The 13,024-nt window shown below is 69.9% G+C and carries 12 protein-coding genes and 1 pseudogene; 7 read left to right on the top strand and 6 right to left on the bottom strand.

Annotated features, from left to right (window positions below):
• Positions 1-57 precede the first annotated feature (57 nt).
• The gene (locus H074_RS30500; RefSeq protein ID WP_007033935.1) at positions 58-1,425 is read right to left on the bottom strand and encodes a sensor histidine kinase; all 1,368 of its coding nucleotides are present in this window, start codon (positions 1,423-1,425) and stop codon (positions 58-60) included.
• A gap of 77 nt (positions 1,426-1,502) precedes the next feature.
• Here H074_RS30500 and H074_RS30495 point away from each other — a divergent pair, with 77 nt between their 5' ends.
• From H074_RS30495 to H074_RS30485, 3 genes are read left to right on the top strand one after another with little or no spacing between them, the layout of a single operon-like run.
• Complete coding sequence (locus H074_RS30495) at positions 1,503-2,018, top strand: P-loop NTPase family protein (RefSeq protein WP_039923701.1); 516 nt, start codon at positions 1,503-1,505, stop codon at positions 2,016-2,018.
• Positions 2,015-2,674 (top strand): ATP-binding cassette domain-containing protein, encoded by a 660-nt coding sequence (locus H074_RS30490; RefSeq protein WP_007033933.1) that lies wholly within the window; start codon positions 2,015-2,017, stop codon positions 2,672-2,674. The genes H074_RS30495 and H074_RS30490 overlap by 4 nt, the downstream gene beginning before the upstream one ends.
• Positions 2,671-3,786: an ABC transporter permease family protein gene (locus tag H074_RS30485; protein WP_007033932.1), complete on the top strand. Its 1,116-nt coding sequence runs from the start codon at positions 2,671-2,673 to the stop codon at positions 3,784-3,786. Before H074_RS30490 ends, H074_RS30485 begins: the two co-directional genes overlap by 4 nt.
• A gap of 98 nt (positions 3,787-3,884) precedes the next feature.
• Here the strand turns inward: H074_RS30485 and H074_RS30480 are convergent, their stop codons facing one another.
• The 5 genes from H074_RS30480 to H074_RS30460 form a co-directional block, all read right to left on the bottom strand.
• Complete coding sequence (locus H074_RS30480) at positions 3,885-4,586, bottom strand: response regulator transcription factor (protein ID WP_007033931.1); 702 nt, start codon at positions 4,584-4,586, stop codon at positions 3,885-3,887.
• Positions 4,587-4,662: 76 nt separating this feature from the next.
• A complete protein-coding gene (locus tag H074_RS30475; RefSeq protein WP_007033930.1) occupies positions 4,663-6,147 on the bottom strand; it encodes an apolipoprotein N-acyltransferase in 1,485 nt (494 codons plus the stop codon).
• A 69-nt stretch (positions 6,148-6,216) separates the two neighbouring features.
• On the bottom strand, positions 6,217-7,023 hold the full coding sequence (locus tag H074_RS30470; RefSeq protein ID WP_007033929.1) for a sugar phosphate isomerase/epimerase family protein: 807 nt from the start codon (positions 7,021-7,023) through the stop codon (positions 6,217-6,219).
• Complete coding sequence (locus H074_RS30465) at positions 7,023-8,174, bottom strand: dihydrodipicolinate synthase family protein (protein WP_007033928.1); 1,152 nt, start codon at positions 8,172-8,174, stop codon at positions 7,023-7,025. Before H074_RS30465 ends, H074_RS30470 begins: the two co-directional genes overlap by 1 nt.
• Before the next feature lie 78 nt (positions 8,175-8,252).
• Positions 8,253-9,293, bottom strand: a complete 1,041-nt coding sequence (locus H074_RS30460) for a LacI family DNA-binding transcriptional regulator (protein ID WP_039923700.1) — start codon at positions 9,291-9,293, stop codon at positions 8,253-8,255.
• Positions 9,294-9,331: 38 nt separating this feature from the next.
• Here H074_RS30460 and pip point away from each other — a divergent pair.
• From pip to lpdA, 4 genes and pseudogenes are all read left to right on the top strand, one after another.
• Positions 9,332-10,270 (top strand): annotated as a pseudogene (pip, locus tag H074_RS30455) (prolyl aminopeptidase); the annotation flags it as partial.
• A 66-nt stretch (positions 10,271-10,336) separates the two neighbouring features.
• A complete protein-coding gene (locus H074_RS42485; RefSeq protein ID WP_476692310.1) occupies positions 10,337-10,744 on the top strand; it encodes a nitroreductase family deazaflavin-dependent oxidoreductase in 408 nt (135 codons plus the stop codon).
• A gap of 63 nt (positions 10,745-10,807) precedes the next feature.
• Positions 10,808-11,581: a lysophospholipid acyltransferase family protein gene (locus tag H074_RS30450; RefSeq protein ID WP_007033925.1), complete on the top strand. Its 774-nt coding sequence runs from the start codon at positions 10,808-10,810 to the stop codon at positions 11,579-11,581.
• 51 nt (positions 11,582-11,632) lie between these two features.
• Positions 11,633-13,018 (top strand): dihydrolipoyl dehydrogenase, encoded by a 1,386-nt coding sequence (lpdA, locus tag H074_RS30445; protein WP_007033924.1) that lies wholly within the window; start codon positions 11,633-11,635, stop codon positions 13,016-13,018.
• The last annotated feature ends 6 nt before the right edge of the window (positions 13,019-13,024 follow it).

The raw sequence follows: 13,024 nt of genomic DNA, 5'->3' as shown, positions 1-13,024 counted from the left end.
TGCGCGCTGTCGGGGCGCGTTTGCCTCCTACCGGCCCGGCCTGGCGAGTAACCCCCCCTAGCTCGCCAGGCCCGGGCCTTCTTCATTTCGCGGTGAGGGGCGTTCGGCGGGCAGAAGCAGCGTGAACGTCGTCGGCGACGGGCTGGTCAGCCGCAGCCGCCCGCCTTCCGCCTCGGCCAGGCTCCGCGCCAGCCGCAGCCCGATCCCGTTGCCCTCGCGCTCCTCGGTCCGGTCCTCGGTCACGAACGGATCGCGCCCGTCCTCGATGGCGCCCTCGTCGCTGACGTCGATGGCCAGCGCGTCCCCGGCGTCGCGCGCGAGGACGGAGACCGTGCCGCGTCCGTGCGCCGCCGCGTTGTCCAGCAGCACGGCGAGCACCTGTCGCACGGCCGCGTCCGCCGCCCGCGCCGGCAGAGCCTTACGTCCGCTGATCCGCAGCGCGCGGCCGCGTCCGGCGAGCAGGCCGTGCCAGGTCTGCCGGACCTCTTCGAAGAGTTTGCCCAGGTCGAGCAGCGCACGCGGGGCCCTGATCTGCTTGGCCAGCGCCAGCAGGTCGTCGATGGTGCGTTCCAGCCGGTCGGCCGACGCGATGCCGTCGCGGATCGTCGCGTAGGGGTCGCGGTCAGGGCTTTCCAGCGCGGCTTCCAGTTGCAGGCGTAGCCCGGTCAGCGGCGTCCGCAGCTGGTGAGAGGCGTCGGAGGAGAAGGTCCGCTCGCGTTCCAGCGTCTCTCCGATCCGCTCGGACGTGACGTCGAGGGCTTCGGCGACCTGATCGATCTCGCGGACCCCGGTCCGGCGGGCGCGGACGGTGAAATCGCCTTCGCCGAGGCGTTCGGCGGTGCCGGCCAAATCCTCCAGCGGCCGCGCCAGCCGGGTGGCGATCCGGCGCCCGATCAGCCAGCTGGCCCCGATCGCGAGTCCGGCGAGCGCGGCCATCTTCAGCCAGGTCATCCGGATCAAGGCGTCCAGTTCGGACCGGGGATGGGCGGCGCGGACCACTCCCACCAGTGATGGTCCACTGAGCACCGGGACGGCCAGGACCACCTCGTCGTCGCGGGTCCCGGTCGCCATGTCGGTGTAGTGCGCTTCGCGGACGAAGCGGTCTTCGCTGGCCGGGCCGTTGCCGGTCAGGAGCCTGCCGGTCGGGGTGTAGACCGCGACCCTGATCCCGCGGATCCGGTCCTTGTCCGGTTTGATCGGCTTGAGCTCCGGGACCCGGCCGTTGGCGAGTTCGCCGGTCACGTCGAGGACGACCGTGTCGGCGACCCGTTCGAGGTCGTGGGTCGAGTTGCCCTCGTGGAACCTGGCGACCGCGATGGCCAGCGGCGCCCCGAAGAGGGTGATCGCCAGCACCGCGGCCAGCACGGTGAGGGTGACGATCCGGCGGCGCACGGACAGAGTGTGGCCGACGACGATGAGGATCACCCACCCGGCGCGATATTTTGCCGTCCGTTGACCTGAGGTCAAGCCGATGTTGACCCCGTTCGCCTTACCTTGGGGCAATGCGCCGACGAGCCGCCGTCATGGCAGGCCCGGGGCCCGGATCCGTCCCCCTTGTCCGGTTCGCCGTCCCGGGCGAGTGTGTGGCCGTGCTGCCCGCCGGAAGTGGCGGCGCTCCCGGCGGCGCTCCCGGCGTCGGAGTGCTGCTCAGGCGCGGGAATCTCTTCGATCACCTCACCATCGGGCAGAACGTCGTGCTGGCGGGGAGGCTCGCCGGCCGCCGCTCCCTCCCCACCGCCGACGACCTGCTCGGACTGGTCGGGCTGGCCGGACGCGGTGACGCCTATCCAGGCACGCTGTCGGCGCTGGAAGGTGCGCGGGCCGGAGTGGCCGTCGCCCTGGCCGGAGCGCCGGAGGTGGTCCTCGCGGACGAACCGGCCGGTGAACTCGACGGGCTCGCCACGCTCGAACTCATGGATCTGCTGTGCGCCGTCGCGGCCCGCGGGACGGCCGTCGTCGTGGCGACCCGTGACCCCCAGATAGCGGCGGCCGCGCACCGGATCGTGAGAGTGGCGTGACGGCACCACTGGTCCGTACCGACGAGCTGGCGCACACCTATGGTTCCGGGCTGACCGCCGTGGTCGCCGTGCACGGCGTCACCTGCGTGATCGGCGCGGAGACCCGTGCGGTGGTGACCGGCAGGGCGGGCGCCGGGAAGACCACGCTGCTGCACCTGCTCGCCGGGTTGAAGAAACCGACGGCGGGCACCATCGAGTGGCCTGCCTTCGAGCCGTCGCCGCCGGGTCCCGACCTGATCGGGCTGGTGCTGCAGGACGGCGGGCTGCTGCGCGATCTCGACGTCCGGCTCAACGTCGCCCTGCCGCTCGTCCTCGCGGGCCGGACCGGCACCGCGGTCCGTGACGCCGTCGACGGCGCGCTGGACCTGGTAGGCCTCGCCGGCTTCGCCAAGAAGGCACCCCGCGACCTGACCGGTGAGCAGCTCCGGCTCGCCATCCTGGCCAGGGCGCTCGCGCCCGCGCCGAAACTGATCCTCGCCGACGACCCGGCGGGCTGGCTCGACCAGCGTGCGGGGGAGCGAATCCTCGGCAGGCTCGTGCGGGCCGCCGACCAGCTGGCCGCCGGACTGCTGGTGGCCACGGCCGAACCGGCCCCGGCCGGGCTGTTCGGCGAACGCTGGACGATGGTCGACGGGAAGCTGGTGCGGGACCGGTGATCGCGGCGATGGCGCTGTGGGTCGGCGGGATCGCGCGCGTGCGTCCCGCCAGGCTCGGCGTGCCCGCGGCCGGGGTCGCGATCGCGACCACGCTGCTCGCGGTACACGGCTGGGCCTGGGAACCGGCACCGCCGTGGGTGCCCGCGACGGTGCTCGTGGTGCTGCTGGCGACTCCGTCCGAGCGGTCGTTGCGGGCGGATCAGGATCTCCTGCGCGCCCGGGGAGCGACCGGCGGGCAGGTGCTCGGGCTGGCCTCGGCCGAAGCCGCGGCTTCCGGACTGGCCGGTGGGCTCGCCGGTGTCGTCGTGTCACTGGCCGGTGGTTTCCTGACCGTATCCGGCATGGCTCTCGCCTGGGAAATCGTTCTCTTGCTCCTCGCCGGGACGGCCGTCGCGGCCATCGCCGTCCTGCCCTCGGTGGTGCGCGAGTGGTATTTCGTCCCCGCCGACGAAGGACCGCCGTGGTGGTCGCCCTACGGCCTCGACTTCATCCTGCTCGCGCTCGCCTTCGTCTGGCCGCTCTTCGGCTGGGCGGGCGGCACGATGCTGTTGTGGCGGCTGGTGGAGCTGGCGCTGCGCAAGGGCAAGCGGGTGATCGGCGGGGTGCTCAGGCCGCTCGTCTCGGGGCTCGCGGGTGTGCTCGCGTTGTCCATTTCGTGGCGGAGCGCGCTGCTGGGGCGGTCGGTGACGCTGGTCGCGCTGGCGGTGGCGTTCGCGATCTCGTCCGCCTTCACCCAGGACGGCTGCAGTGCGGCCAAGGTGGACCTGATCGCGTCGCTGATCCTCGCGGCCGCCGCGGCCGGACCGTCGTTCGGAGCGGCGCTCAACGAACGGCGTCGCGATCTGCTGATCGTGAGCACGCTCGGCGGGAAACGGCGTCAGGTGGCGGCGTTCATCGCGGGTGACGCGCTGGTCGTCGGCGGTGGAGGCCTGATCGGCGGGCACCTGCTGGGGGTGGTGTTCGTACTGCTCGCGCACGTGGAGAGAGCGCCTTCGCCGCACGGGTACTTCGGGATGCTGGCAGCGGTGGTGATCGTGTCGTGCGTGGCGGCGTCGGCGCGGATCGCGCAGCTCGCCGCCCGCGACGAGGTCTCCGACCTGCGCGACTACTAGCCGCACTCGCGTGCTTGAACTCCGCACTCGCGTGCTTGAAGACCGCACACGCGAGATCCGGGTTCAAGCACGCGAGTGCGGTGTTCGCGCTCGGATCCCTAGCCCTCGAAGGGCTGTTCGAGGCGGTAGCCGTGGCCGCGCAGCGTCGAAATCCTCGGCGCCTGCTCGGGGGTGGGCGCCGACTCGGTCAGCTTCCGGCGCAGCGCGGCGATGTGGACGTCGAGGGTCTTCGTGGAGCCGTACCAGTGCGCGTCCCACACCTCCGACATCAGCGTGTCCCGGCTGACCGCGACGCCCGGTTGCTCGGCCAGCCGGGCCAGCAGGTCGAACTCCTTGGCCCGCAACGAGATCTCCCGGCCGCCGACGCTGACCCGCCGCCCGGCGGTGTCCACCCGCAGATGACCGATGGCGATCGCGGGCCTGCTCTCCGGCGGAGCCGTCCCGCGCCGCAGGTGCGCCCGGACCCTGGCGAGCAGTTCGCCGAGCCGGATGGGTTTGGTGAGGTAGTCGTCGGCGCCGGCCTCCAGGCCCACGACGACGTCCATCTCCTCCTGCCGGGCGGTCAGGATGACCAGGACGGCGCCGGGGAGCTCCGCCCGCAGCCGACGGCAGACCTCGACCCCGTCCAGATCCGGCAGACCGAGGTCGAGCAGGACGAAGTCGATGTCGCCGCCCGCGGCGGCCGCGAGCGCGGTGCGGCCGTCGCGCTGCCACGACACCTCGTAGCCGTGGAGACGGAGGGTCGATTCGAGGACGCCGCCGATCGCGTCGTCGTCTTCGACCACCAGCAGTTTCGGCATGCGGGGGAGCTTAACCCTTGAACACTGTTCTTTTCGGGTATGACGTTACGAACACCACCCCTTCCGTAACAGGGCGCTAACGTTTCCCTGTGCGCCTTCGCCGATAAGTCCACAAAGGACAGAGCGTGGCGGCGGCGAGACACAGCCAGGCGAACACGTCACCGACACGGCCGTACACGGTCTGTGTCCTCGGTTGCACCGGCAGATCCGCGACGAGCGTCTGCTGATCCGTGCGGTGGAAGTCGGCGTGCCCGAGCACCCGGCCTTGACTGTCCACAGCTGTTGAATTCCCGTGGGTGGAGTGCCGGAAGAGTGAGTAACCGTTCTCCACCGCGCGGAAGCTCGCCTTTTCCGCGTGCAGTGAGCCGAACCCCGGCCAGTCGTTGGCGGGGACGAGCATCAGCGAGGTCTCCTTGCCCGCCGCTTGGCGCATCAGGCCGGGGAAATCCGCGTCGTAGCAGATCACCGCCGCGAGCCGCCCGTACGGAGAGTCCGTGGTGTGGACCGTGCCGGGGCCCGGAGTCATCGGTTCCATCGGCGTCGGATGCGTTTTGTCGTAGGTCCACGCCACTTCACCGGTCGGCCCGACGAGTACGGCCACGTTGCGGATGTAGGGAGCCTGTGCGGTGTAGAGCGCGTACGCGAGTCCGACGTGGATCCCGGCTTGCTTCGCTTCGGCGCCGACCCGGGCCAGCAGCGCCGCCTGATCGCGTTCCAGCACGCGGGCATGCGTTTCCGGCCAGAGCACGATCTTCGCCCCCGCCGATGCCTGCTGCCGGGTCCTGATCACGAGATCCTCGGTGACCGGCGCGAACGCCTTACCGACCGCGACCGGGTCGGCCGCGCCGACTTCCTCGGCACGCCAGTACTTCACCCCGATCCGTTCCAGCGCGTCGGAACTCGACCGGTCCGCGTCGGACGAGGGGCTGATCCCCGCGATCCGCACGGTCTCCGTCGTGGGGGCGTCGAACAGCAACCGCGCGCCACCGGCGGCGAACACCACGCCGAGCACGCAGGCGTGGACGAGCGCCGTGCGCCTGACCCGCGGCCACCCTTCCGTCCAGACGGTGTTCGCCACCGAGGCGAACCACGCGAGGACGAAGGTGACGCCGTACACGCCGGTCACCGACGCGGTCTGGAGCAGCGGCAGATTCGTGGACTGGGTGCTGCCGAGCGCGCCGAAGTCCCCGAAGCCGGTGATCACCGTGAAGAGGTACTCGCCCGCGACGAGCGTCACCGGGAACACCAGTGTCCTCACCGGTCCGGCGCGGTCGGCGAGCAGGCGATCGGCCAGGAACGCGGTCGTCTGCAACACCGTGAGCAAGGTGAACGCGAGCAGGCCGGAGAGCACGAACAGCAGGCCGGTGACCCCGAGCCAGAACAGTTGCCCGATCAGCAGGGACAGGCCCACGATCAGGATCGCGCGCCGGAGAGGTACCTGGCGGGCGTAGCGGAGAAGGAAGACCGGGAACACCCAGGCCGCGAGCGGAACGTTCCAGTCGGTGTGGACGGCGAGCAGGAGCAGCGCTGTGCCCAGCCACCAGAGCAGCCGTGGTTTCATACCGCGAACGGTAGGAAACCACGGCCGCCCGGACAGCGGACCTTGGGCAGCGAGCGACCCTTACTTTCGTCAGGAAACGTGGTCCCGGTACGCCTTCACGGTCTCCGCGAGCACCTCGCCACCGGGGCGGCGCCAGAGGTCGGCGTCGAAGACCTCGACCTCGATCGGACCGGTGTATCCGGCGGCCTCGACACACGCCTTCAGGCGCCGGTGGTCGATCGGGCCGTCACCGGGCAGCGCCCGGCCGAGCAGGGTGTCGGTCAGAGGTACCTTCTGGTCGCACACGTGGAATCCGGCGATCCGGCCCGTCGCGGCGGCGATCGACTCCTCGATCCGCGGGTCCCACCACACGTGGAACTCGTCGACGATCACGCCGACCTGCTCGGCCGGATGCTCCAGCGCGATCGTCAGCGCCTGATCCACTGTGGACAGAACCGAACGTTCGGCGCATTGCATGGGGTGCAGCGGTTCCAGGCCGAGGCGGACCCCACGCTCACCGGCGTACGGCGCCAGCTCGCCGACCGCGTCCGCGACCCGCTGCCGCGACGACGCCAGATCGCCGTTCACCCCGCCGACGACCAGGACGAGCACGTCCGCGCCCAGCGCGGCGGCTTCGTCGATCGCCTCCCTGGTCTGCGCGACACCGTCCACAGGGGACCCTTCCGGGGTGATCCCGGTGAAGAAACCACCACGGCACAACGACGACACGCCGACGTCGTACTCCTTGAGCAGCCGGGCGGTCTCTTCGACGCCGGTCTCGGCGACCTTGTCCCGCCACAGGCCGATCCAGCGGACGCCCGCCTCGGCGCAGCCCGCCACGGCCTCCGGCACCGACCACGCCTTGGTGGTGATCTGGTTCAGGCTCAACCGGTCCATCAGGCCACCCCCGCCGCGGCCAGCAGCGGCCGCATCCTCGCGACGGCGAGATCCGGGTCGGTGAGCGCGCCCGCGGCGTCGGCCAGGCGCAGCAGTTCGGCCAGATGCGTGATGGAACGGGCCGACTCGCGGCCCGCGACCATGCGGAAGTGCTCCTGGTGCCCGTTGAGGTAGGCGAGGAAGACGACGCCGGTCTTGTAATTCCTGGTGGGGGCCCGGAAGATCGCCCGGCTCAAGGCCACCGTCGGGTCCAGCAGGCCGTGGAAGCCGGCCTTGTCGCCTTCGTCGAGCCGGGCGAGCGCGGCGCCGGCGACCTGCGCGACGGCGTCGAAGATACCCAGAAGCGCTTCGCTGTGTCCCTGGTCATCCCCGGCGATGAGCTCCGGGTAGTTGAAGTCGTCGCCGGTGTAGCACTTGACGCCTTCGGGCAGCGCGCGGCGGAAAGCGGTCTCGATCGACGCGTCGAGCACCGAAACCTTGACCCCGGCGATCACGCCGGCGTGCTCGGCGCAGAGCCTGCCCAGTTCCTTGGCCGCCTCACGGACGTCGCCGTGGCCCCAATAGCCGGCCAGCGCCGGGTCGAACTGCTCGCCCAGCCAGTGGAGCAGGACCGGACGATCCGTACCGGAAAGCAGTTTCCCGTACGCGGCATGGTAGTCCCCGGGGCCGGACGCCGACGCGGCCAGCGCCCGGCTGGCCATCACGACCGGGATCGCGCCCGCCTCGCCGACCAGGTCCAGCTGCTCGCGCCAGGCGTCCACAATGGACCCCGCAGTGGCTTCACCGTCGGGAAGCTGGTCGGTGCCGACGCCCGCCACCCACGGCCGTCCGGCGGCGAGCGCCCCGGTGCGCCGGATCAGGTCCTTGGTAGTGGCCCAGTCCAGGCCCATGCCGCGCTGCGCGGTGTCCATCGCCTCGGCGACGCCGAGACCGCAGGACCACAGGTGCTCGCGGAAGGCGAGCGTGGTGTCCCAGTCCAGCACCGCGCCTTCTTCGGGGTCGGCGGCGGCGAGCGGGTCGGCGACCACGTGTGCGGCCGCGTAAGCGATCCGGGAGGTCGGCGGTGACGCCGGTTTCGCGGGCGTTTCCGCCCCTCGCGGCGTCCACTCCACCAGTCCGCCTTCGGCGGTGGGCAGGGCGATCAAGGTCATCGGGTCTCCGTGGCGCGGGTGTGAGAAAGCGCTTTCTCGGGCCACGGTAGGTCACCTCGCGGCTCGCACACAAGGGTTTCAGCGAGCGGGAGCGGCGGTGCTGTGGCGCAGGACGACCTCGCCGGACATCCGCACCATCCGCGGCCGGGTGCCGGGGGACGCCTTGAGTGCCAGGTCCATGGCCCGTTCGCCCAGCTTCTCCAGCGGCAGCGCGACGGTGCTCAGCGCCGGCGTGAGATCGCGCACTACCGGGATGTCGTCGAAACCGGCGATCGACATCTCGCCGGGCACGGAGACACCGGCGTCACGCAGCGCCGACATCGCGCCGATCGCCATCACGTCGGTCACCGCGAACACACACGTCGGCCACCGCTTCCGCGGCCGGGCGAGGACCTTCTCCATCGCCTCGTAGCCGCCGTCGCGGGTGAACGCCGCCTCGACGACGTCGTCCTCGGCCAGTTCGACGCCGTGCTCCAGCAGTTCCGCGGCGAAGCCGTCGAGGCGGTCGACGACGGTGGTCAGGCTCTTCGGACCGGCGAGCACGGCGAATCGCCGGTGCCCCAGGTCCAGCATGGCCTTCGCCAGTTCGGCACCGCCGCCCCGGTTGTCGGGCTGGACGGTGTCCACTTTGAGCCCGCGATGCCTGCTGACCGCGGCGACGTGCCCGCCACCGCGCCGGTACGGCTCGAGTTCGGCGGCCATCGCCTTCTCCCACGCCTTGTCTTCGAACGCGGAACCGATCAGCAGAATGGCCGACGCGCGCTGGGCGCGCAGCGTCGAAACGTAGGCGACCTCCTTGGCCGGATCGCGGAACGTGCTCGCGAGCATCACCAGAAGATCGTTTTCACTCGCCACTCGCATGACCCCGCCGGCGATCGCGGCGAAATACGGGTCGCCGACGTCGTGGCAGATCACCCCTACGGTGGGCTGTGAGCCACCGGCCAACGCCTGAGCGTGAGCATTGGGGGTATACGACAGCTCGGACGCCGCGGCGATCACTCGTTCGCGGAGATCTCCCCGGACGGTGGCGGTGCCGTTGAGTACGCGGGACGCGGTCGCGAGCGACACGTCCGCGGTGCGCGCCACATCTTCCAGCGTCACGTGGGGGCGAGCCTTCATCGATCCTCCAAGCTGGCGTTTGGGGCATAGTGGCGGACATGCTCGGCCTTTATCCGGAAATCGAACCTTACGTCCAAGGGATGTTGCCTGTCGGTGACGGCAACGAGATCTATTGGGAGGAATGCGGCGATCCCGAGGGCAAGCCGGTGATTTTCCTGCACGGCGGCCCCGGAGGGGGTTCGAGCCCGAGACATCGGAGACTGTTCGATCCCGGGCGGTACCGGATCGTCCTTTTCGATCAGCGCGGCTGCGGGCGCAGCACGCCGAACTGCGCCACCCCGGAGGCGGATCTTTCGGTCAACACGACGTGGCACCTGGTCGCCGACATCGAGCGCTTGCGCGAGCATCTGGACATCGAACACTGGATGGTCTTCGGCGGCTCGTGGGGGAGCGTGCTCGGGCTGACCTACGCGGAAACCCACCCGGGACGGGTCACGGAACTCGTGCTCCGCGGTGTCGCCACTTTGCGGGTGAAGGAACTGCAATGGCTCTACGGCGGGGGAGCGGCGTTCCTCTTCCCCGAGGCGTGGTCGCGTTTCCTGGCCCCGGTGCCGTTTTCGCGCCGGCAGGAGAACCTGATCGAGGTCTATCACGAACTGCTGAGCCATCCGGATCCCGCCGTGCACGGCCCCGCCGCGATCGCGTGGAGCCGCTGGGAGGGGGAAACGGTCAAACTGCGCCCGCGGGACGAAGTGATCGACGCGTTCAGCGATCCCGCGTTCGCCCTCGCGATCGCGAGGATCGAGAACCACTACTTCCGGCACGGCGGCTGGCTGGCCGAGGACCAGCTGCTGCGCGACGCCGGGAAGCTCCGGGGCATCCCGTGCGTTCTGGTCCAGGGACGCTACGACGTGGTCACCCCGGCCATCACCGCGTGGGAGCTCAGCCAGGTGCTGGCGGGCGCGGAACTGAAGATGGTCGGCGACTCGGGTCACGCGTTCGACGAACCCGGCACCCTGCACGAGTTGATCAGCGCGACCGACCGGTTCGCGTCAGACTGGCAGGGCGCCATCGCACCCCAGGACGAGGAGAGGAACGCAGACATGCTTTTCGGTGACGAGCACGTCCGTCGCTACGAAGAGACCGACGGCGAGGTGGGTCACGACTGGGAGAAGGGCGCGCCTTGCCTCATCCTCACCACCAAGGGCCGCAAGACCGGCGAGGACCGCAAGTTCGCGCTGATCTACCAGTTCGACGACGATGACAACCCGGTGATCGTGGCCTCCAAGGGCGGCGCGCCGGAGGACCCGGGCTGGTACAAGAACCTCCAGGCCACCCCCGAGGTCAAGGTCCAGGTCAAGGCGGACAAGTTCACCGCGCGGGCCCGGACCCTCGAGGGCGAGGAGCGCGCGAAGCTGTGGGAGAAGCTCGCCGCGGTGTGGCCGGATTACAACGAGTACGCGAAGAAGACCGACCGCGAGATCCCCGTGGTGGTGCTCGAGCGCGTGTGATCCACGCCGCGTTCGCGCGTGGTTTCAGCCGAACCGGGGCGGGTTCGGCTACGAATTACCTCCATGGTGCTGAGACCCCGTGAACGCTGGACCGCGCTGAGCCCCGCTTCGGGTGACTTGCTGACGTTCCGCCAGATGATCGCCTTCGGCCGGCGCTTCGCCCGCGCCGGCCGGGGCGCCTGGTTCGCTTTCGCGATCAACGTCGTGTGGCCGTTCCTGGTGCTGTTCACCCGGTTCCGGGTGCGCGGCGGGGAGCACCTGCCCTCGTCGGGCGGCTTCCTGGTCGCGTCGAACCATCTCTCGTTCGCCGACCCGACGACAGTGACGGCATATTGCCTCGCGCACGGACGCGTGCCCCGATACCTGGCGAAAGCCAGCTTGTGGGACGCGCCCGTCATCGGCTCGGTGATGCGCTCCGGCAAGCACATCCCTGTCTACCGAGGGGCGGCGACGGCGTCGGACGCGTACCGCGACGCCGTCAGCGCCGTCCGTGAGGGTGAATGCGTCGTCATCTTCCCGGAGGCGACCTTCACGGATCATCCGGACGGGTGGCCCATGCGCGGCAAGACCGGGATCGCGCGGATCGCGCTGGAAACCGGCGTCCCGGTCATCCCGCTGGCGAACTGGGGCACGCACCACCTGCTGCCGTCGGACGCCGTGCTTCCGCGCGCCTTCCCGCGCAAGACGGTGAACCTGATCGCCGGCCCGCCGGTGGACCTCTCGGACCTCATGACGCCCTCGCCGTCCCGTGAGGTGCTGGAGGAGGCCACGAAGCGGATCATGACCGCGGTGACCGACCTGCTGATCGAGATCCGGGGCTCGCGGCCGCCGGCCTGAGTAGGCAGTCTCACCCTTCGGACCGTCCCGGTGAGGGGTAGGTTTCGGGGTATGAGCGCACACTATGACGTCGTTGTTCTGGGTGCCGGGGTCGGCGGTTACGTGGCGGCGATCCGGGCGTCGCAACTGGGGCTGAGCGCGGCGGTCGTGGAGGAGAAATACTGGGGCGGTGTTTGCCTCAACGTCGGCTGCATCCCGTCGAAGGCACTGCTGCGCAACGCCGAACTCGCGCACATCGTGACCAAAGAGGCGAAATCCTTCGGGATCCAGGTCGAAGGGAAGGTCAGCTTCGACTACCAGGCCGCCTTCGACCGCAGCCGCAAGGTCGCGGACGGTCGCGTCAAGGGCGTGCACTTCCTGATGAAGAAGAACAAGATCACCGAATACGACGGGCACGGCACCTTCCTCGACGCCAACACCATCGAGGTCAACGGCGAACGGGTCACCTTCGACCACTGTGTGATCGCCACCGGCGCCACCGCGCGCCTGCTGCCGGGGACCACGCGCAGCGACCGTGTGGTCACCTACGAACAGCAGATCATGGAAAACGAACTGCCGGAGAGCATCGTCATCGCCGGCGCGGGCGCGATCGGCGTCGAATTCGCCTACGTGCTGCACAACTACGGTGTGAAGGTGACCATCGTCGAATACCTCGACCGGATGGTCCCGCTCGAGGACGCCGAGGTCTCCGCCGAACTCGCGCGCCGCTACCGGAAGCTCGGCATCGAGGTGCTGACTTCGACCAAGGTCGAGTCCATCGACGACACCGGCGAGCGCGTACTCGTGACCGTGTCGAAGAACGGCGAGTCCCGGGTGCTGGAAGCGGACAAGGTGTTGCAGGCCATCGGTTTCCAGCCGCGGGTCGAGGGCTACGGCCTCGACAAGACCGGCGTGGAGCTGACCGAGCGCGGCGCCATCGCCGTCGACTCGCGCGGCCGCACCAACGTCCCGCACATCTTCGCGATCGGCGACGTCACCGCGAAACTGATGCTCGCGCACGCGTCCGAATCCATGGGCGTCGTCGCCGCCGAAACCATCGCGGGCGCCGAGACCATGGAACTCGACTTCGTGATGATCCCGCGCGCGACCTACTGCCAGCCGCAGATCGCCAGCTTCGGCTGGACCGAAGAACAAGCCCGCGAAAAGGGCTTCGACGTCCAGGTGGCGAAGTTCCCCTTCACCGCCAACGGAAAGGCGCACGGCCTCGGCGAAGCCGTCGGCTTCGTGAAGATCCTGAGCGACGCTACGCACGGCGAACTTCTGGGCGCGCACCTGATCGGCCCGGAGGTGACCGAACTGCTGCCGGAACTGACTTTGGCGCAGCAGTGGGACCTGACGGTGCACGAAATCTCGCGGAACGTGCACGCTCACCCGACCCTCGGGGAAGCGGTGAAGGAAGCGGTGCACGGTCTCGCGGGCCACATGATCAACATGTAAACGTGA

This window comes from Amycolatopsis decaplanina DSM 44594 (assembly GCF_000342005.1).
Taxonomy (GTDB): Bacteria; Actinomycetota; Actinomycetes; order Mycobacteriales; family Pseudonocardiaceae; genus Amycolatopsis; species Amycolatopsis decaplanina.
This window is presented reverse-complemented; position numbering and strand designations above follow the sequence as displayed.